Below are 19,692 nucleotides of genomic sequence, written 5' to 3' on the forward strand. Positions count from 1 at the left end.
ATGGACGACCGGACGCTGACCGACCTCCTCCGCCGCTTCGGACTCTCGGACAAGGAGGTCGACACCTATCTCAGTCTGCTCGAACACGGCGAGGCGAAGGCGAGTACCGTCGCCGACGCGGCGGGGGTCTCGAAGCGGTACGTCTACAGCGTGAGCGAGTCGCTGGCGGAGCGCGGCTTCGTCGAGGTGAACGACCACGTCGTGCCGACGACCATCCGCGCGAACCCGCCGGACGAGGTGATCGACCGACTCCGGTCCGACGTGGACGCGATGCGGCCCGGGCTCGCGGAGCGGTACTCGCGCGTGGAGCGGCAGGCCGAGCAGTTCGAGGTGATCAAGTCGCGCGTCACCGTCCTCAAGCGGATGCGCTCGCTGCTCGAGGACGCCGACTCCGAGGTGACGCTGTCGCTCACCGCCGGACAGCTCCCCGAGATCAGGGACGCGCTCGTCGACGCGGTCGACCGCGGCGTCTTAGTCCTGCTCGTCGTCTCCGACGCGGCGGCCGACCTCGGCGCGGACGACCCGGCGCTGTCGGGCGTCGCGAACGTCGTCCGGACCTGGAGCGAGGCGATGCCGACGCTGCTCACCGTCGACTCCGCGGCGGGCGTCGTCGCCCCGCCCGAACTGCTCCGCCGGTCGACGACCGACCGGCAGGCCATCGCCTTCGCGCAGGAACAGCTCGCGCCGGTGATCGTCGGCTCGTTCCTCGGGAACTACTGGCCCGCCGCGACCGAGGTCCTCGTCGCCGACCCGGCGCCGCTCCCGGCCGAGTACACGGACTTCAGACACACCGTCCTCCAGGCGACCTTACGGCTCCGCGCCGGCGACCCGCCGCGGGTGACCGTCGCCGGCAGGTGGACCGACGACGACGAGCCGGCCGAGGTCGTCGGGCGCGTCGTCGAGGCGAAACAGGGGATGGTGGAGCCGACGAACAACGAGTTCCCGGTCGAACACTCCCTCGTCGTCGAGACGGACGACGGCGAGGTCACAGTGGGGGGCCAGGGCGCGTTCGTCGAGGACGTCGAGGCCGACCTCGTGCGGATCGAGCCGGACGAGGAGTAGGGCGGCGACGCGGGCGCCGGTGTACGAGAGGCCGGCGCGCGGGGGACCGGACGCGGAGGGCCGAAGCGCGGAGAGCCGGAGCGGCGGCGGTCGGCGCGTCGCCACGGCGGCGGTCAGTTCCTCCCGGGAACCGACGCGGTCGACGGGCCGCCGTCGAGGGAGGGAGCTTGCGGGTCGACCCTGACCCACCAGTCCGAGCCGGTCGGGTCGCCGGCGGCTGCGAGGAGGGCGGTCCCGGCGATGCGTCCCCGCGGGTCCCGACGGCACACCTCCAAGGCGGCCGGGAGCGTCGCGACCCGTCCGTCCGTAGGCGACAGCGCGTACCCGCTGATCCGGACCGTCGCGTGGTCGGGGGCCCCGGCTTCCGGGGCCGGTCCCGCGTCGCCGGCGCGCTCGTAGCCCTCAACGAGGCCGACGGCCGCGAGGCGGTCGAACGCCGCGCTGACCGGATCGGCGGCGGACGGCTCCGGCGGGTCGGGGAGGCGCTCGGCGGCGTCGGCCACCACCGCCGCCTGCGCCGTCGGACCGAGGTGTCGGTTGAGGGCGGCCCCCATCGCTTCGAGCAGGCAGAGACAGAGCTCGTCGGGGTCGGAGACGCGCTCGGCAAGCGAGAAGTACGCGTCCATCACCGCCGACTCGGCGCGCTCGTGTCCGCCCGCGGAGAGCGCCTCGAACGTCGCCGCCGCCGCGGCGTGACAGAACTCGACGCGGTCGCGGCGCCGCCCCCGCTCGAGCGACTCGCGCGGTCGGGGGCGGTCCGCACGGTCCCCGTCGCGTTCGCCGTCGTCGCCCGCGCGCCGGCGATGGGCGGCGTCGTCCACGATCCGCTCCCGCAGCCGGTCCGGTACCGGCTCGGCTTCGTCGGGCGCGAACAGCGGTCCGCCGTCCTCGGGCACTGCCGGCGGGGATCCGTCGTCTCGCCCCGTCGGACGCGACTGGGGTTCGGCGAACTCCTGTCTGACGACGACGTCGTAGAAGGGGAGCTCCGGGTCGTACCGCCGGAGCGCGTCGCGGTACTGTTCCGTCGCGCGGGCGGCCGCACGGGCCGTCTCGCGGCTGTCGAACCGCAGCCCCGCGGCCGGAACCGGGCGGTCACCGTACCGGGCGCAGACGAGCGAGAACTCGCCGTCCGCGGCCGCGAGCGATTCGATGTGGTCCGCGATCTCGCGGAGAGTGGTTCCGATCACGGGTCGATTTCTGTCGTCGGGTCGGTCATTCCTCGAGGCTCGGGTGCGTCTCCTGCGGGTCCGGGTGCGGCTCGGCGAATCGGTCGCGGGTCGCGTCGAGCGCGGTCGACTCGCGCTCGCGGCGCTCGTCGGCGTCGATCTCCTCGCAGCCGGGCGGCACCTCGCGGCCGCGGTCGGTGAAGTACCCCTCCGGCGCCACCCAGTCGTGGTAGAAGGCGGCGTCGTCGTCCTCCAACAGCGTGACCGCGACCTCGGCGCCGTGGCCGGCGCACACCGCGGCCTGGTGGGGCTTCTCCGCGAGCCGCCCCGCCGCGTACAGGCCGTCGACGCCGGTCCGGCCGCGCTCGTCGACGTCGACGTACGACTTCCCGCGGTCGACGACCCCGACGCCGTCGATCCCCTCCAGGTAGCCGACCTCGTTCTTCGTGGCCGCGACGACGTACCGCGCCCGCACCGGGTCGGCGGTGTCGGTCTCGACGACGAACCGCGCGCCGTCGGCGGCGGCGTCGGACCGCGCGCTCGCCGCCGGGTCGGGGTCGGCCGCCGCGGGGTCGTCGACCGCGCCGACCGTCCCGACCCGGGTGGCCCGCGCGTCGAGTCGGTCCGCGCCGGCGGTCTCGGCCTGTTCGCCGAGGAGGTCGAGGAGCCGGCGCGGGTTCACCCCGAGCGGGAACCCGGGGAAGTTCTCGAGGCGCGCGTTGCGCCGGAGGATCGACTCGCCCGGGTCGACGACGAGGGTGTCGAGCCCCTGTCGGGCCGTGAAGACGGCCGCGGAGAGCCCGGCGACGCCCCCGCCGACGACGGCCACGTCGCGCGCTGCGGTCGCGTCGTCGGTCATCGGCCGAACACCCGGTGTGGGCGGCTGTCGACCGCCCGAATTTCGGTCTGGTCCATACCCGTCGGCACGGGCGCGCCGAAGTAGTGACTTCGGTCGCGGGAGGCGCTCGACCGCGGCGTCCGAACGGCCCGTCCCGCGCCGGTCACCGGCGCACCCGAACCGGTCGCTCGGCCGCGATGAACGGCTCGTCGCGGTCGGTCGCCGCGAACGCGAGGTCGCCGTTCCCGCCGCGCTCGACGCGCCACGTCGGCAGCGCGGGCACGTCGTAGTCGGTCGGGTCGCCGTACGTCGCCGCGACGGTCCACTCGCGGGCGCGCATCTACGGGCCCCCGTTGATGACGTCCGCGACCCGCTCGCGGTCGAACAGTTGCTCGTCCTCCGGGATCTCCGGGTACGGACCCTCCTCGTAGCGGGGCCACGCGCCGAACTCCTCGGGATACAGCTGCTTCGCCGTCATCTCCAGCTGAAAGAGGTTGAGGATCGGTCCCTGATATCGGGCGCCCTGCGGGTGGATGCGGTCGTTTTTCACCGCGGTGACCTCCGAGCCGACCGGGTCCTCCTCGAAGGCGGCCCGCCGGCCGGCCATGTCCGTTCCCGGTTCGAAGCCGCCGAGGTAGAGGATGACGTCGGGGTCGGCCTCGAGTATCGTCTCGAAGTCGACGACCGTGCCGGAGTCGACGCTCCCCTCGAAGGCGTCGCGCGGCCCGAGCGGACGCGTGTGCGACGTGAGGAATCCGGGGTTGCTCAGCGTGTACGCGTAGATCTGCTCGATGTCGGCGGCGGCGACCATGATCGCGGTCGGGCGCTCCGACTCCGGCGGGAGGCCGTCCTCGATAGTCGAGAGGAGTCCGTCTCGGACCTCGGCGAGCGCCTCGTAGCGCTCGCGCTCCCGGAACGCCTCGGCGACGATCTCGAACTGCTCCCACAGGCCGTAGTACTGGTAGCCGTCGGCCCACTCGCCCGTCGGCTCCTGACGGCGGTCGGACAGCGAGTTGCCGAACCACGGCGAGACGCGCTCGGCGATCTCGTCGATGTCCTCTCGGCTCCACGCGTCCTGCCGGGTGATCCACGCCGGGTCCGCGAGGTGGAGGTCGCTGTCGAGTTCGTACAGCTTCTCTTTGTCCGGCTGCCACGAGGAGTACAGGCCCGACCAGTCGAGCGAGACGCCCGGGAGCCGCTCGACGAACTGGTTCCAGAGCCCGTCGTAGTAGTCCGGCGCGTGGAGCGCGGTGACGTCGTCTCCCCGCCCCAGCGCGAACGCCATGCCCGCGTGGTGGGTGAGCCGCGTGAACACCGTCTCCGGCGGCGACTCGAACGTCACCTCGCCCGTCGGCGAGATGGACGCCGTGTAGCTCCCGTCGTCGGCGTCGTCCGACTCGTCCGACGATCCGGCCGAGCCGTCGTCGGTCGATCCGGAGCCGTCCGCGTCGCCGGCGGGCGAGTCGGACTCGGCGCCGCCGGTACAACCGGCGAGGAGGCCGCCGAGGGCGACCGCGCCGCCGTACTTCGCGAACGCTCTGCGAGTCGACTCCGGGGATGCTTCGTCGTTGGGCATATTTTTTGGCTAGCCTAAAACAACTTAACCGCTCCGATCTTTAGGCCCACCTAAAACAGTGGGCGGCGACCCGAGGCGCTCCGGGACGACGAGTCGGCTCACTCCTCGTGTCTGGCTCGCAGCGGCGTGACCCGGGGACCGCGGTCGGTGTCGACGACGTCGGCGTCGACGCGGAACACCTCCGAGAGCAGGTCCTCCGTGACGACCTCCTCCGGGGGGCCGCGCGCTCGGATCTCGCCGTCCTTGAGCGCGACCATCCGGTCGGCGAGGCGGGCGGCCTGTTCGATGTCGTGGAGCACGACGACGACGGTGACCTCGCTCTCCGAACGCAGCGTCTCGATTATCTCCATCACCTCCATCTGGTGGTGTAAATCGAGGAACGTCGTCGGCTCGTCGAGCAGGAGCACGTCGGTGTCCTGTGCCAACACCAGCGCGATCCAGGCCAACTGCTTTTGCCCGCCGCTCAGGCTCCCGACCTCGCGGTCCCGGAGGTGGCCACAGCCCGCCAGTTCGATCGCGCGCTCGACCGCGCGGGCGTCCGCCTCCGTCGTCCGCTCGAAGAACCCGCGGTGCGGGTAGCGCCCGTGGTACACCAGGTCCTCGACGGTGATGCTGTCCGGCGACGTGCTCTCCTGTGAGAGCAGCCCGAGCTTCCGGGCGAGCGCCTTCGTCTCCATCGAGTGAACGTCTCGGCCGTCGAGCAGCACGGAGCCGTCCTCCGGCGCGAGCTGGTTCGCGAGCCCCTTCAGGAGGGTGCTCTTGCCCGAGCCGTTCGGACCGACGAGCGCCGTCACCGCGCCGGGTTCGGCCGCGATCGACTCGCCGTCGATCACGGGTTCGGGGGCCGTCGGATAGCCCAGCACGAGGTCCTCGCCGTCGAGGTCGCTCGCGTCGGAGTCCGCGGCGTCGGTTCCGTGCCGTCCCTCGGTCTCGTTCGGGTCGCCCGATTCGTCCCGCTCCGTCGCGTTCGCGCGTTCGATGGACATTCAGAGGTCACCCACGTTCTGTCGTCGCCGCATCAGGTACAGGAAGTACGGCCCGCCGACCAGTCCGGTGACGATCCCCACCGGGATCTGCGAGTCCGCACCGGTCAGCACGCTCATCCCGAGCCGCGCCCCCACGTCGGCGCCGACCATCAGCGCCGGGCCGACGAACAGGCAGCCGACGATCACGCGCTTGTAGTCGCTGCCGACGAGGTTCCGGACCACGTGGGGGACGATGAGCCCGACGAAGCTGACGATGCCCGCCACCGCGATGCTGGCGGCCGCCGCCAGCACGGCGACGCCGGAGAGTCCGAACCGCACTCGCTCGATCGACATCCCCAGCGACTTCGCCGTCTGTTCGCCGAGGAGGAGGAGGTTCAGCTGCCGCGAGCCCGCGAGCGACAGCGTGAGCGCGACGAGCGTCCACGGGAGGGCCATCCGCACCTGCTCCCAGTCGGTCCCCGTCAGCGATCCGGTCGTCCACTGGATCGCCGACTGGACGACGCCGATGTCGTCGGCGAAGAAGAACAGCCCCGTCTGGAGGCTGCTGAAGACGGTGCCGACGATGACGCCAGCGAGGACGAGTCGGACCGGACTCGTCCCGTTCTTCCACGCGATGGCGTACACGATCAGGAACGCGACCGCGCCGCCCAGCGCCGCGATGACCGGGAGGAACGCCGAGAGCCCGCCGAAGACGACGAGCGTGAGGAGGATCATCAGCCCCGCCCCGGAGGAGACGCCGAGGATGAACGGGCTCGCCAGTTCGTTCCGCGTCACCGCCTGGAGGATGGCTCCGGAGACGGCGAGGTTCATCCCGACGATGACGCCGACGAGGACCCGCGGCAGGCGGATGCTCCAGACGACGAGCGTCTCGCGCCCGAGCTCCGGCAGCTCGCCCCGGAACCCCGTGATCGCCCGCATGAGCTCCTCGCCGGCGAGGAAGTTGAGCAGCCACCGCGGGTCGAGCAGCACCGCGGGGTCGAGGACCGCTCGCCACGCCTGCCCCACCGTCATCGAGTACGCCCCGAAGCTCACCTGAACGAGCCCCGCGAGGACGACGAGGGCGAGGCTCCCGGCCGCGACCGTCAGGAGGCGGGGATCGAACAGCCACCCGAGCCGGCCGTCGGCCGCCGCTCGGCCGCCCGCGACCCCACCGCCGATCGTCCGTCCGTCGCCGCCGGCCGTCGGTCCGTCGCGGCTCATCGCGTTCCCTCCTCGACCGGCCCGGCGTTCGGTCCGTCGCCGGCCGCGTACGTCGCCACCGCCTCGTCGTCCATCGCGTCGAGCAGCGCGTCGGTCCCGTGCGCGTCGACGACCGCTTCCGGGTCGAGGTGGGCGGCGAGCGCGCGGTGTCCCGCCGCCGCGCGGGCCTCCTCCTCGTCGGCGTCGACGTACGCGGAGCGCGCGGCGTCGACGGCGGCCTCGCGGACCCGCGCGAACCGCTCCGAGTCCGGGTCGACCGGTCCGTCCGCGTGCTCGGCGTCGAACCACTCGGCCCAGCGGTCGCGGTCCGCCCACTCGTCGTCGAGTTCCGCGTCGCGGCGGACCCAGTCGACGCGCTCGGCCGCCGCCGGCCACCAGCCGTCGTCGACCCGCGCGTCCGCGACGACCCGTTTGCCGACTCGGGCCCCTCGCCCCGCCGCGGTTATCGCCTGTCGGTCGGCGTCGGACGGCGAGGCGACGTAGAGCCCGTCCACCGGGGTCGTCCCGTCGCGGTCGGCGTACTCGCGGTCGAAGTGTTCGTGGGTCTCGCCGGCGTGGTCGTGGACCTCGAACATCGCGTCGTCGTCGCCGAGCCCGCGCAGGTACTCGCCGTCGTAGCGGGTCGCCGCGATCACCCGGCGGGCGGTGACCGGAGCCCCCTCCTGCGGCGTGACGACGAACCCCTCGGCCTCGCGTCCGTCGGTGTCGACGCCCGACCGCTCGCCGTCGGCCTCCGACCGCTCGACGGACTCGACGAGGTCCACGACGACCGCGCAGCCCGCGCGCTCGGCCTGCGCGCGCATGAGGTCGGCGAGCGTCCCGACGTCGATGCCGGCCGGGAAGCCCGGGTAGTTCTCTAAGTGCGCACAGCGCGCGAGCGACGACCGACCGCGGTCGAAGACGGCGACGTCGAGGCCGTCGCGGGCGGCGAACACCGCGGCCGCACAGCCGGCGGGGCCGCCGCCGACCACGACCACGTCGCGATCGGCGGCGTCGCTCATTCCGCCCCTCCGGTGACGATCGAAGCGACCGCGTCGCGGTCGAACAGGCGCTCGTCGGCCGGTATCTCGGGGTAGTCGTCGCCGTGTTCGTAGCCCGGCCACGCGCCGAACCGGTCGGGGAACAGCTGCTTCGCGGTCATCTCCAGCTGGAACAGGTTCATGATCGGCCCCTGAACGGGGTCCCCGGAGGGGTAGAAACGGTCGTTCGCGACCGCCGAAAGCTCGCCCGCGACCGGGTGGTCGGCCAGATCCTCGCGGGTCGCGCCCACGTCGTAGTAGGAGGCGATCCCGTACTGGTGGAGTACGACGTCGGGGTCGACTTCCAGTAGCTGCTCGTGGTCGTAGGCCGTCTCGTAGGTGACGTCGTCGCCCGCGAACGCGTCCGGAACGTCGAACGGCCGCACGTGCGCGTTCGCGAACCCCGGCCCGTCGGTCCGGGAGGGGTAGTAGGTCCCGTCCATGTAGATGAGCGCGGCTACCGTCGGGCGCTCCGACTCCGGCGGAAGATCGCTCCGGATCGTCTCGATCAGGTCCCGCCGAACGGCGTCGAGCTGCGCGAAGCGTTCCGACTCGCGGAACGCGGCGGCGACGCGTTCGCCGATCTCCGGGAGGGTGTAGTACGCGTAGTCGTCGCGACAGGCCTCGGGCGGCTCGGAGTGACGGCGGCTGTAGACGTTCCCGAACCACGGCGCGACGCGGTCGCGGACGTCGGCCACCTCGTCCTCGCTCCACCCGTCGAACGACGCGAACAGGCAGGGGTCGGCGAGGTGGAGGTCGGAGTCGAGTTCGTACAGCAGTTCGCGGTCGACGGAGATGCCGCCGCCGGACCCGGAGTTGAGCTGCGTCAGTCCCTCGCGGTCGAAGGAGACGCCGTCGAGGTCCGCGTAGTAGGCGTCCAGCGTGTTCCCGCCCGCCTCGGCGTCGAACCCGAGCGAGTTGACCGCGTCGCCGTGCCCGAGCGCCACCGCCAGGTCGGCGTACAGCAGACTGTACACCATGACGTCCTCCGGGACCGAATCGAAGGTGACCTCGCCGACCGGCGCCATCTCGGCCGTGTACGAGTCCGCGTCGCTCTCGCTCGGCGAGTCGTCTCCGCCTGAGCCGTCGTCCACGGAGCCGTCTCCCTCCGCGGAGTCGGAGCCGTCCGGCGCCGACTCGGTGCCGCTACATCCGGCGAGCAGTCCGGCGCCGGCGACGGCGCCGCAATATCTAATCGCGTCGCGTCGCGTGCCGGCGGGTCGGTCCGCGTCTCGTTCCATACGATTTAGGCCTGCCTAAAGAATTAAGACGGTTTCGAATGTTAGGCGACCCTAAAACCTGAGGGGAGGCCCAGAGCGGAGCGCGCGGCGCAGGCGCACCGCGACGGCGGCGAGAACCCTTCGTGACCGCAGCGAGGGAGAACCGCGGATCACGCCCGAGACGAGATTTCGTATCGCGCCATGTGATTTATTCCGCGCCGAACGACCGAACGCTCTCGAACGAGCCGTCGGCGATAGCGGCCGCGATTCCGTCGGTATCGACGTCTCTCGGCACTTCGTGGGGGTATTTTCGGCCGAAGTAGCGGAGGAGGTTCTCGACGTCGCGTTCGAGGAACTCCCGAGCGTTCTCGTGGTCGACGGGCACCGCCTGGGGCCAGTCGAATATCGTCACGCCGCTCTCGGCGACGGCGACGTTGTGCTCGGAGACGTCCGCGTGGACCCAGCCGAGGTCGTGGGCGGTCGCCAGCTCCCGGAGGATCAGGTCGAGGACGCCGACCGCCTGCTCCGGGTCGAGCTTCGCGCGCGCGAGTTCCACGCCGGCGAACTTCTCCATCACGATGGCGTGCCGGTTGTGATCGACCGGTCGCGGCACGCTCACGTCGGGGTACATCGCCTCCATCGCCTCGTACTCGCGTTCGGCCGCCTTGCGCGCGGTGTACAGCCACGAGACGTGGTCCCGGTCGGCGGTGTACTCGCGTTCGCGGTTCACCTCGCGGAAGTTGGTGTACCCCTCGCGGTGGTACTTCAAGGCGAGCGGTCTGAACGACTGCGCCTCGTACACGTCGCCCTCCTTGCCGAGCCCCAGGGGCGACCCGACGCCGTCTATCGTCTCGCGCTCGGCGAAGGTCCGGAGCGCGAGGGCGTCGTATCCCTCGAATGTGAGCTGGTACCCCTCGTACTGGATCGTCTTCCGCTCGATCAGCTCGCGGTCGAGACAGCGGTCGATCCGATAGTCGACCTCCTCCCGCGTCAGGTCGGCGTAGTCCGGGATCTTGTCGCGGCGGACCCACTCCGAGAACCGCATCCCCTGCTCGACGCCCGAGAGGAGGTAGAAGTCCTCGGGCTCGAGCGCCGCCATGTCGCTCGCCACGTTTCGAACCATACGCGCCCCTACTCCGGCGATTCCTAAAAGGGACGCGCGTTCGACGGAGCGTGCGTATAGTGGATACCGCGATATCAAATCCGAAACGTGGCGGGGACCGACGCCGAGCGCAACCGCTTTCGGCGAAGCGCCCGACCTGCCGGTATGACCGCGCCCGCCGTCGACTGGCGGCTGATTCGCGAAGAGCAGCGACCGGGACCGACGCAGATGGCGTTAGACGAGGCGGCCGCCGAGACCGCCGCGGACGGGGGCCCCGCGACGCTCCGGACCTATCGCTGGGACCCGAGCTGTCTGACCCTCGGCCGCCATCAGGACCCGGAGACCGTCGGATGGGAGTTTTGCGATCGCGAGGAGATCGACGTCACGCGCCGACAGACCGGCGGCGGCGGGATCTATCACGACGCGCACGGCGACATCGCGTACTCGATCGCGGTCCCCGCGGAGACGGTGCCGGGCGAACTGCTCGACTGTTACCACCTGCTGTGTGAACCGATCCTCGACGCGTTCGACCGACTCGGCGTCGACGCGGACTACGTCGAGGAGTCGGTCCCGGAGCTGTACCACCCGGCCTGCTACCTCCGCGAACTCCACCCGGCACACGACGTGGTCGCCGCGGGCCCCGGCGGCGAAAAGCGGCGGAAGATCGCCGGCAACGCGCAGTACCGCAAACGCGACGCGGTCGTTCAACACGGCTCGCTGACCTTCGCGGTCGACGCGGTGCGCCACCTCGCGACCTTCGCGGACCCGCCGGTGACAGCCGAGGCGTTCGGCGAGCGCGTCGTGGGGATCGACGAGCTCACCGACGTCGACCGCGCGGACGCGGTGGCGGCGCTGGAGTCCGCGCTGGCCGACTGGGCGGGCACCGCACCCGACGCGACCGTGGACCTCGACGGGTCGTGGACGGACGCGGAGCTGGACCGGGCCGAGGAGTTGGTCGAGACGAAGTACCGCGACGACGGCTGGGTGCGGACGCGGCCCGGGGACTCCAGAGCGTAGCGGCGGAGGTCGTCGGTGACGCGCCACCGCCCGCTTCCGAAGGGGCTTTTTCGACCGCACGCGTGTGAAGGGTATGAGCCTCAAGGTCGGAGCGCACGTCTCCATCGCCGGCGGCGTCGACAACGCCGTGGCGAACCAGGTGGATGTCGGCGGCAACTGCGGACAGATATTCACCCATTCGCCGCAGGTGTGGCAGGACCCGAACATCGGCGACGAGGAGGCCGAGCGATTCCGCGACGGCACCGAACGCGACCTGGAGGGCCCGTGGGTGATCCACACCTCCTACCTCGTGAACCTCTGTACGCCGAAGGAGGGGCTCCGCGAGAAGTCGCTCGACGCGATGCAAAAGGAGGTCGACGCGGCCGCGAAGCTGAACATCCCCTACGTGAACGTCCACCTCGGAGCCCACACCGGCGCGGGCGTCGAGGGCGGTCTCGACAACGCCGCCTCGGTGATCGACGACGTCGACGTCCCGGACGGCGTCACGATCCTCGTCGAGAGCGACGCGGGCGCGGGGACGAAGCTCGGCGGCGAGTTCGAACACCTCGCGGGCGTCATCGACCGCACCGAGACCGACATCGACGTCTGTCTCGACACGGCCCACGCCTTCGCCGCGGGCTACGACCTCTCGACGCCGGAAGCGGTCGACGAGACGATCGCCGAGTTCGACGACGTGATCGGCCTCGAACACCTCCGGTACGTTCACCTCAACGACTCGAAACACGCCTGCGGCACCAATAAGGACGAACACGCCCACATCGGCGAGGGCCACATCGGCGAGGCGGGGATGGAGCGCTTCCTCAACCACCCCGGGCTGGCGGACGTGCCGCTCGCGTTAGAGACGCCGACGGAGGACGGCAAGAGCTTCGCGTGGAACATCGACCGAGTGCGCGACCTCCGTCAGGACTGAGACGATCGAGACGAGAGGTGTCGAGGCGTGAGACGGGCGAATCGGCCGACGACCGCGGCGGAACGGCTGTCGTGCGTCCGACGCGGATTTAAGTATCGCGCTGAGCGATCCACGGTCATGCCCACCACGAAGGCGCTGCTGGTCGGACGCCGACGCGGGCTCGGGGTCTGGCTGGTGATCGGGTTCGCCGCCGTCGTGGCGCTCGGCCACCTCGTCGCGTTCGCCGCCGAGTCGGCCGACGTGACGGCGGCGACCGCGCTCACCGACCGACTGCTGCCGCTGCTCGTGTTCTACGCGCCGGCGCCGCTGGCGGCCGCCGGGGCCTACGCCCGCTGCGGGGGACCGGCGTGTCTGGCCGTCGGCGTCGTGCCGGCGGTGGTCCTCGGCGGGCTCGTTCTCGTCGGGACGGCGGTCGGCGTCCCCGGCGTCAACGGCGGCGACCCGGCCATCGGCGACGTGACGCTGAGCTTCGCCGCGGTGGGACTGACGAGCGCGTTCCTCGGCTACTGCGCCGGCGTGACCGCCGTCCTCGCCGCCGACCTGCTCGGCTTCGGGAGCGGCGACGACGACTGAGCCGGTCGTGACCGTCGGCGACCGATCTCCGGACGTTTATTTTCGCCCCCCGCGAAGCGGGCCCGTGCGACGCTTCTCCGCCGAGTACCTCGAGCACACCCGCCGCGGGATGTGGGATGACGGTCGCGACGCCCTCGCCGACCTCCGGCTGCCGAGCCGCGAGCGCGTCCTCGACGTCGGCTGCGGGACGGGCGAGCTGACCCGCGTGCTGGCCGCGGAGGCGAGCGGAGGGGAAAGCGGCTCCGACGCGTCGGTCGTCGGCGTCGACGCGGACCGCGACCTGCTGGCGGTCGCCCGCGAGGAGAGCGACGACCGGATCGGCTACCTCGCGGGGGACGCGACGCGGCTCCCCGTCGCGGACGGGGCGGTCGATCTGGCCGTCTGTCAGGCCCTCCTCATCAACCTCCCCGACCCGACCGCGGCGGTCCGAGAGCTCGGCCGGGTCTCCTCGGACCTCGTCGCCGCGGTCGAACCGGACAACGCCGACGTGCGGGTGGCCTCGACGGTCGTCGCCGAGGAGCGGTTAGAGCGCGAGGCCCGCGAGGCGTACGTCGACGGCGTCGGCACGGACGTGGCGCTCGGCGACCGCGTCCGCGAGGCGTTCGAGGCGGCGGGGGTCACGGACCTCCGCACTCGGCGCTACGTCCACGAGAAGCGGACCGAACCCCCGTACGACGAGCCGGCGCTCCGATCCGCGGCCCGGAAGGCGTCCGGCGCGGGACTGGCCGACCACCGGGCGGAGCTGGTGGCCGCGACCTCCGAGGCGGCCTACGACGACCTCCGCGGGCGCTGGCGCGAGATGGGCCGGGAGGTGGTCGACGCCATCGACGCCGGCGAGTACGAGCGCGTCGAGTACGTCCCGTTCGACGTGACGGTGGGGCGAGTCAGGGACGCGAGCGAGCGTCGCTGAACGGCGTGGGGGCTGCCGTCGCCGGCTTACACCATGTCGCCGCGGACGGACGCGCCCTCCTGCTCGGCCCGCTGCCGTTTGAGCACGTCCGCGGCCTCGTTCGCCGCGTCCTCGTCGGCGCCGAGCATTCCGAGCGCGGCGGGCAGCGTCGGCATCGCGAGGGAGGCCTCGCGGAGGCGCTCGAACGCCTCGTCGTCGCGCGTGCCGTCGACCCACAGGCAGACGCCGCGGGGGTCGAGCACCTCCTCGTAGGCGTCGCGGGCGAGCGCGCCCTTCAGCCGCTGGCGGACGTTGTCCTCGAAGCTCGCGTTACACACTTCGAGGTGGATCGGCTCGTCGTCGGCGACGAGCTCGGCCGCGAGACACTTCTCGGGGGCGGCGTACCCGTTGTCGCTCGTCCGGACCTGGTCCGGGTTCGCCGCCGCCCACTCGGCGTCGACCGTGGTGCCGACGCCTTGGACGCCGTACTCGGCCGCGAACTCGGCGGCCGCGTCGGCGTCGCCGCCCATGATCACGTCTTTGGTGAGGTAGACGTCGAGGCGCTCGACCGGGTCCAGCCCGAGCGCCACGTCGCCGAACGCCCACACCTCGCGGACGGGCACCGGCATCGGCTCGCCCGCGACGCGGTCGACGAGCGACTCTAATCGGTCGACTGCCCGTTCGCGTTCCATTGGCGAGGCGTAGGCGGCGGGCGGGCAAACCGGTTACGCTCGGCCCGGTTCAGACGCGGTCCAGCCGGGCCGCCACGTCGTCCCAGTGGCCGCCCTTCCAGAACCACTGCCCGCAGTCCGTACAGCGCCACCCAGGCCGGGCCGCTCCCACCTCGTCGGGGACGTAGTCGGGGCGGTCGGCGGGAGCGACGGGGTCGTCGTCGCTCTCGTTCGCGGTCGACGCGACGCGCTCGACGGGCCCGTTACACGCCCCGCACCGGGTCGGCTCGTCGGCGAGTTCGGCGGGGAAGCCGGCCGCGTCGAGCTCGCGGAGCTGATCGAGCACGTCGCGTTCGGCGAGGAGGACCGAGTCGACCGCGGGGTCGGCGGCGGGAGCCCGAGCCGCGAGGTCGCGGTCGCGGGTGACGAGCACTCGTCCCTCGGCGGCCGCGAGCGAGAGGAGCCGGTCGTCGGCCTCGACCCCGCGGTCGAGCGCGTACGCGGCGTCGTACCCGCACAGCCGGAGGTAGGTGGCGAGCTTGCCGCACATGACGTCGATCAGGACCGGCGGCCGCTCCCCGACGGAGGGCCCCGAGCCGTCGAGCGAATCGCCGCCGTCCCCCTCCGTCATTCGAGCAGGAACGACCGGAGGCCGTTGAGCGAGCGCGCGTTGAGCACGTCTGCTGCCTCGGCCCAGCCGCGCCGCGCTGTGTGGACGCCGTACCGGGCGTTATCGAGTTCGCGGGGGGCGTGCGCGTCGGTGTTCACGGCGATCGTCGCGCCCGCCTCGACGGCGGCCCGGACGAACTCGCCGTCCGCGTCGAGCCGGGCGGGGTTCGCGTTCACCTCGATCGCGACGCCGTTCGCCGCGGCGGCCTCGACGACCGCCTCGACGTCCGGGTCGAGGCCGGGTCGCTCGTTGATCAGGCGACCGGTCGGGTGGCCGAGAATGTCGACGTGCGGGTGTTCGACCGCCCGGACCAGCCGCTCCGTGGCCGCGTCGGCGTCCTGTCCGAGCGCGGCGTGGGGCGACGCCACGACCAGATCGAGGGCCGCGAGCGTCTCGGGATCGGTCGAGAGCGCCCCGTCGGCGTCGATGTTGGCCTCGATCCCGTGGAAGATCGGGATGTCGACGTCCTCGGCCGCCGCCGCGATCGCCGCCGCCTGCTCCTCGATGTCGTCCTCGTCGAGGCCGACCCCGCCGACCATCCCCGGCCCGGTCGCGTGGTCGGTGACGACGTGGTAGTCGTAGCCGCGGTCGGCGGCCGCCGTCGCCATCTCCGCGATCGAGAAGCCGCCGTCCGACCAGTCGGTGTGGGTGTGGAGGTCGCCGCGCAGGTCGCCCGGTTCGACGAGGACCGGGAGGCGCCCCTCGGCGGCGGCGTGGACCTCGCCGCGGTCCTCGCGCAGTTCGGGCGGGATCGGGTCCAGATCGAGCGCGCGGTAGACCCCGTCCTCCGTCTCCCCGGCGACGCGGTCGCCCGCCCGCGTCGCGGTGGCGTCCTCGGCGTCCGCGGTCTCGTCCTCGGCGTCACCTCCGCCCTCGGCGTCGGCACCGTCGGCGTCGTCGGCCGCCTCCTCGACGTCGCTCACGTCGAAGAGCCCGTACTCGTTCAGCTTCAGCCCGCGGTCGATCGCCCGGTTTCGGACGGTCACGTTGTGGGCGCGCGAGCCGGTGAAGTACTGGAGCGCGGCGCCGAACTCGTCGGGGTCGACGATCCGGAGGTCGACGCGGGTGCCGTTCGCGCGGACGCTCGCCTTCCCGGTGCCGGCCTCGATCGTCGCGTCCGCGGCCGGCCATTCGGTGAACGCCTCGACGATCGGCTCGCGCTCGTCGCTGGCGACGAGGACGTCGACGTCGCCGATGGTGGCCTTCCAGCGGCGGATCGACCCGCACACCTCGACCGACTGGACGTCGTCGCGGTCGCCGAGGTACGCGAGCGCGTCGTCCGCGACCGGGCGGGCGTCGCCGAGGCGGGTCCGCTCGCGGGACTCGCGGGCGAACGGAATGTTGTCGAGGATGTTCTGTTCCGTCTTGGCGCCGAACCCGGACACCTCCCGTATCTCGCCCGCCTCCGCGCCGGCCTCCAGTTCGTCGAGGTCGGCGATCCCGAGCGCGTCGTACAGCGTCCCGACCGTCTTCGGACCGACGCCCTCGACCGCGGTCAGGCCGGCCATGTCGACCGGCAGCTCCTCGCGGAGCTCCTCCAGCTCCTCGATCGTCCCCGTCTCGACGTACTCGACGATCTTCGCGGCGATGGCGTCGCCGACGCGGTCGATCTCGGCGACCGCCTCCTCGCCGTCGGCCGCGAGCCCCTCGATCGGCGCGGGGTGGTCGCGGACGTTCTCGGCCGCTCGGCGGTAGGCGGTCGGCTTGTACTCGACATCGGTCGCCTCCAGCAGGTCGGCGAACTCCTCCAACCGGGTCGCGACCTCGTCGTTCCGGCTCATCTGTCCGGAGTTCGGTCGCCCGCCGCTTATATCGTCCGGCGGCGTCCCGGCGGGCGACGGCGGTCCGACTTCGCCCGCGTCTCGGGAGAGGAGGTCGCGACCGCCGTCAGCCACAAGTCGCCTGCGGCCCGACGGATCGACGTGTCTCCCGACGACCCGAACCGCGGTCCCGGCGACCGCGACGACCGCGACGACCGCAACGTCCTCGGCGGCGACCTCGAACCCTGCGGCCGAGATCCGACCACCGGCTACCTCCGCGACGGCCACTGCCGCGACGTCGACGGCGACGTGGGCGAGCACACGCTCTGTGCGGTCGTCACGGCCGAGTTCCTCCGGTACAGCCGCGACCGCGGCAACGACCTGATCACGCCGCGTCCCGAGTTCGACTTCCCCGGCCTGACGCCCGGCGACCGCTGGTGTCTCTGCGTCGGCCGGTGGATCGAGGCGGCCGAGGCGGGCGTCGCGCCGCCGGTCGTCCTCGAGGCTACGGACGAGTCCGTGCTGCGGGCGGTCGACGCCGACCGGCTCCGAGACCACGAGTTCGACGCCGAGGCGTTCGAGCCGGAACCGCTCGACTGACGCGAGCCCGGTCGGGGGCTCCAGAGGCTTTTTGATCCCGGGCCGGGAGTCGGAGGCATGACCGGGCAAAGCGGGGCGCCGGACGACGGACTTCGCGAGCGCGCCGACCGCAACCGAGCGGTCCTGTGGCTCCTGCTCGACGCCGACAGGCGACTCGTCACGGCCGTGATCCTGTCGGTCGTCTTCCTCGGACTGCTCGCGGCCGGCGCGCTCCTTCCGGGCGCCGCCGAGGCCGTCAGCGGCGGCGACTCCGTGGACACGCTGTTCCAGGGGCTCCTCACGGCCACGATCACCGGCGTCACGCTCGTCCTCACCCTGAACCAGCTGGTGCTCTCACAGGAGCTCGGCGCCGTCGGGGACCAGCGCGAGCGCATGGACGGCGCGATGGAGTTCCGGCGGGACGCGGCCGCGATCCTCGGCGAGCCCGTCAGTCCGACGGATCCGGCGACGTTCCTCGGCGCGCTCGTCGAGACGACGAGCGAGCGAGCGACCGCCCTCCGCCAGGCCGTCTCCGGGCCGGCCGACGGGGAACTGGACGGGGCGGTCGAGGATCTGACGACCGCCGTCGTCGAGAACGCCTCCCGGACGACGGCGGAGCTCGACGGGGCCAGGTTCGGCGCGTTCGAGGTGATCGGAGCCGTCCTCGATTTCAACTACTCGTGGAAGCTGTTCGCCGCCCGGCGGCTCCGCGAGCGCCACGGCGACGAGTTGAACGAGCCCGCGACGGCGGCGCTCGACGACCTGATCGAGGCGCTGCGGCTGTTCGGGCCCGCCCGCGAGCACTTCAAGACGCTGTACTTCCAGTGGGAGCTGATCGATCTCTCGCGGCGGATGCTCGCGGCCGCGGTCCCGGCGCTACTGGTGGCGGCGGGGATGGTCGCCTTCTTCGACGCCGCCGCGCCCGCGACGACGGCCTTCGGGGTCGAGGCCGTCGTCGTCTGGGTCGCGGCCGCCGCCGCGGCCTCGCTCGTCCCGTTCGCGCTGCTTTTGGCCTACATCCTCCGTATCGCGACGGTGACGAAGCGGACCCTCTCGATCGGCCCCTTCATCCTGCGAGAGACGGACGAAGAGACCTGATCGACGGCCGCTCGGCGGCGCGACCGCCCCGGTCACTCCGTGACCCAGAGCCCGGCGGCGACGACCGCCGCGAGCCCCATCGACCCCGCGAGCAGCGCGAACGCCGGCCGGAACCCGGCCGCGTCGGCGACGATTCCGACCGCAGCGGGCGCGAGCGCGCCGCCGCCCATGAGGAGCGTCCGGACGACGCCGAGCCCGCCGCCGGCGAGCCGGTCGGGGAGGGCCTCGACGAGGTAGGCGCCGCGGACCGGGCGGAAGCCGTGAGACCCGAGCCCCAGCGCCACGACGAGGGCGCCGAGCGGGACCGCGCCGGCCCCCGCGAGCGCGACGAGGCCGGCGAGCGCCGCCGTCGCGAGCCCGAGGGCGGCGACCATGACCGGGAAGCGGCCGAGGCGGTCGGAGAGGTCGCCGGAGACGAGCTGGACGAACGTGACCGCGAACAGCGCGGAGTACAGCAGGCTCGCGGTCGTCGCGGGGAGCGCGGCCGCCTCCGAGAGGTACAGCGGCAGGAACGCGACCGTCCCGTTGTACGCGAACGAGAAGGCGACGGTTACCAGGACGAACGCCGAGAACCGGCGGTCCGCGAACAGCCGGAGGTACTCGCGCGCGCCGGGCGAGTCGCCGCCGTCGGCGTCGCTCGCGCCGCCCAGGCGCGTATCGCCGCGAAGTCGGAGCCCTGTCACGACCGCGAGCGAGACGGCGAGAACGCCCGTGAGCAGGAACGGCGCGCGCCAGTCGGCGCCGGGGAGCCGGGGGAGGACCGCCGCCAGCGCGGGCGGCGCCGAGAGGACCGCGGCGACGACCGCCGGCGCTGCGACCCCGCCGAGCGCGCCGAGCGTGTCGTGCGCGCCGAGCATCCGTCCGGTCCGCGCGGGGTAGACGCGGGCGATCAGCCGCACCGAGACGGTCTTGTGGACCCCCGTGCCCGCCCCGATGACGACCATCGCGGCGACGAGGGCGGCGAAGGGAGCGTCGAAGACGAGCGCGAGCGACCCCGTCCCGGCGACGAGCGCGCCGGCGACGATCACTCGGACCGGGCCGACCCGGTCCGCGACCGCGCCGCTCGGGAACTGTAAGAGCGCGTACACGATCATGAAGCCGGTGAACGCGGTTCCGACGGTCGCGTTGCTCACGTCGTAGGCGAACTGGATCGACTCGAACAGCGGCGGGAAGAGGTAGCGGACGAACTTCCCGAGGAACCAGACGAGCGAGACGAGGACTAAGGCGTCGTACTCGCGGATCCGTCGGGAGCCCATCGGGCGTGCTTGCCCGGTGGCCAACATAAAAGGTCTGAACCGTCGTCCACCCGTACCGCGCTGTCCGTCACCGCTGCCGTACGGCCCCGCCTCGACCCTG

General features: G+C 72.3%; 20 protein-coding genes. 7 read left to right on the top strand and 13 right to left on the bottom strand.

The features are described from left to right. A complete protein-coding gene (locus tag ACZ5KW_RS16220) occupies positions 1-1,062 on the top strand; it encodes a TrmB family transcriptional regulator (RefSeq protein ID WP_343777138.1) in 1,062 nt (353 codons plus the stop codon). A gap of 113 nt (positions 1,063-1,175) precedes the next feature. Here ACZ5KW_RS16220 and ACZ5KW_RS16225 read toward each other — a convergent pair whose 3' ends face one another. The 9 genes from ACZ5KW_RS16225 to ACZ5KW_RS16265 form a co-directional block, all read right to left on the bottom strand. Further along, on the bottom strand, positions 1,176-2,249 hold the full coding sequence (locus tag ACZ5KW_RS16225; protein WP_343777137.1) for a DUF7551 domain-containing protein: 1,074 nt from the start codon (positions 2,247-2,249) through the stop codon (positions 1,176-1,178). Positions 2,250-2,274: 25 nt separating this feature from the next. Beyond that, positions 2,275-3,087 carry an FAD-dependent oxidoreductase gene (locus ACZ5KW_RS16230; protein WP_343777135.1) on the bottom strand — a complete coding sequence of 271 codons (813 nt, stop codon included), beginning with the start codon at positions 3,085-3,087 and terminating at the stop codon, positions 2,275-2,277. 142 nt (positions 3,088-3,229) lie between these two features. Then, on the bottom strand, positions 3,230-3,406 hold the full coding sequence (locus ACZ5KW_RS16235) for a hypothetical protein (protein ID WP_198945714.1): 177 nt from the start codon (positions 3,404-3,406) through the stop codon (positions 3,230-3,232). Beyond that, positions 3,407-4,642, bottom strand: coding sequence for an ABC transporter substrate-binding protein (locus ACZ5KW_RS16240; RefSeq protein WP_343777133.1), 1,236 nt, complete (start codon positions 4,640-4,642; stop codon positions 3,407-3,409). A 98-nt stretch (positions 4,643-4,740) separates the two neighbouring features. Beyond that, entirely contained in the window at positions 4,741-5,628 is an 888-nt protein-coding gene (locus tag ACZ5KW_RS16245; RefSeq protein WP_343777131.1) for an ABC transporter ATP-binding protein, read from the bottom strand. After that, complete coding sequence (locus ACZ5KW_RS16250; protein WP_343777129.1) at positions 5,629-6,828, bottom strand: FecCD family ABC transporter permease; 1,200 nt, start codon at positions 6,826-6,828, stop codon at positions 5,629-5,631. Next, a complete protein-coding gene (locus ACZ5KW_RS16255) occupies positions 6,825-7,829 on the bottom strand; it encodes an FAD-dependent oxidoreductase (protein ID WP_343777128.1) in 1,005 nt (334 codons plus the stop codon). The genes ACZ5KW_RS16250 and ACZ5KW_RS16255 overlap by 4 nt, the downstream gene beginning before the upstream one ends. Continuing rightward, positions 7,826-9,088 (bottom strand): ABC transporter substrate-binding protein, encoded by a 1,263-nt coding sequence (locus tag ACZ5KW_RS16260; RefSeq protein ID WP_343777127.1) that lies wholly within the window; start codon positions 9,086-9,088, stop codon positions 7,826-7,828. The genes ACZ5KW_RS16255 and ACZ5KW_RS16260 overlap by 4 nt, the downstream gene beginning before the upstream one ends. A gap of 187 nt (positions 9,089-9,275) precedes the next feature. Next, positions 9,276-10,190 carry a serine/threonine-protein kinase RIO2 gene (locus ACZ5KW_RS16265; protein WP_343777126.1) on the bottom strand — a complete coding sequence of 305 codons (915 nt, stop codon included), beginning with the start codon at positions 10,188-10,190 and terminating at the stop codon, positions 9,276-9,278. A 144-nt stretch (positions 10,191-10,334) separates the two neighbouring features. Between ACZ5KW_RS16265 and ACZ5KW_RS16270 the strand changes: the two genes are divergently transcribed. The 4 genes from ACZ5KW_RS16270 to ACZ5KW_RS16285 all read left to right on the top strand — a co-directional run bounded on the left by ACZ5KW_RS16270 (position 10,335) and on the right by ACZ5KW_RS16285 (position 13,579). Then, entirely contained in the window at positions 10,335-11,186 is an 852-nt protein-coding gene (locus tag ACZ5KW_RS16270; RefSeq protein WP_343777124.1) for a lipoate--protein ligase family protein, read from the top strand. Positions 11,187-11,259: 73 nt separating this feature from the next. After that, complete coding sequence (locus ACZ5KW_RS16275) at positions 11,260-12,096, top strand: deoxyribonuclease IV (RefSeq protein ID WP_343777122.1); 837 nt, start codon at positions 11,260-11,262, stop codon at positions 12,094-12,096. A 117-nt stretch (positions 12,097-12,213) separates the two neighbouring features. Then, complete coding sequence (locus ACZ5KW_RS16280; RefSeq protein WP_343777120.1) at positions 12,214-12,669, top strand: hypothetical protein; 456 nt, start codon at positions 12,214-12,216, stop codon at positions 12,667-12,669. A 64-nt stretch (positions 12,670-12,733) separates the two neighbouring features. After that, a complete protein-coding gene (locus ACZ5KW_RS16285; RefSeq protein ID WP_343777118.1) occupies positions 12,734-13,579 on the top strand; it encodes a class I SAM-dependent methyltransferase in 846 nt (281 codons plus the stop codon). Positions 13,580-13,605: 26 nt separating this feature from the next. Here the strand turns inward: ACZ5KW_RS16285 and ACZ5KW_RS16290 are convergent, their stop codons facing one another. Genes ACZ5KW_RS16290 through ACZ5KW_RS16300 form a run of 3 tightly spaced genes read right to left on the bottom strand, consistent with a single transcriptional unit; the run spans position 13,606 to position 16,680 of the window. Further along, positions 13,606-14,250 carry a DUF7095 family protein gene (locus ACZ5KW_RS16290; protein WP_343777117.1) on the bottom strand — a complete coding sequence of 215 codons (645 nt, stop codon included), beginning with the start codon at positions 14,248-14,250 and terminating at the stop codon, positions 13,606-13,608. 49 nt (positions 14,251-14,299) lie between these two features. Then, the gene (locus ACZ5KW_RS16295) at positions 14,300-14,860 is read right to left on the bottom strand and encodes a Mut7-C RNAse domain-containing protein (protein ID WP_343777115.1); all 561 of its coding nucleotides are present in this window, start codon (positions 14,858-14,860) and stop codon (positions 14,300-14,302) included. Beyond that, positions 14,857-16,680 (bottom strand): helix-hairpin-helix domain-containing protein, encoded by a 1,824-nt coding sequence (locus ACZ5KW_RS16300; protein ID WP_343777113.1) that lies wholly within the window; start codon positions 16,678-16,680, stop codon positions 14,857-14,859. Before ACZ5KW_RS16300 ends, ACZ5KW_RS16295 begins: the two co-directional genes overlap by 4 nt. Positions 16,681-16,821: 141 nt before the next feature. On the opposite strand from ACZ5KW_RS16300, the gene ACZ5KW_RS16305 reads away from it, so the two are divergent. After that, complete coding sequence (locus ACZ5KW_RS16305; protein ID WP_343777111.1) at positions 16,822-17,259, top strand: DUF2237 family protein; 438 nt, start codon at positions 16,822-16,824, stop codon at positions 17,257-17,259. A 57-nt stretch (positions 17,260-17,316) separates the two neighbouring features. After that, a complete protein-coding gene (locus ACZ5KW_RS16310) occupies positions 17,317-18,336 on the top strand; it encodes a DUF7972 family membrane protein (protein WP_343777110.1) in 1,020 nt (339 codons plus the stop codon). A 32-nt stretch (positions 18,337-18,368) separates the two neighbouring features. Here ACZ5KW_RS16310 and ACZ5KW_RS16315 read toward each other — a convergent pair whose 3' ends face one another. After that, complete coding sequence (locus tag ACZ5KW_RS16315; protein WP_343777109.1) at positions 18,369-19,592, bottom strand: MFS transporter; 1,224 nt, start codon at positions 19,590-19,592, stop codon at positions 18,369-18,371. Between the last annotated feature and the right edge of the window lie 100 nt (positions 19,593-19,692).

The organism is Halorubrum ejinorense (assembly GCF_055389685.1).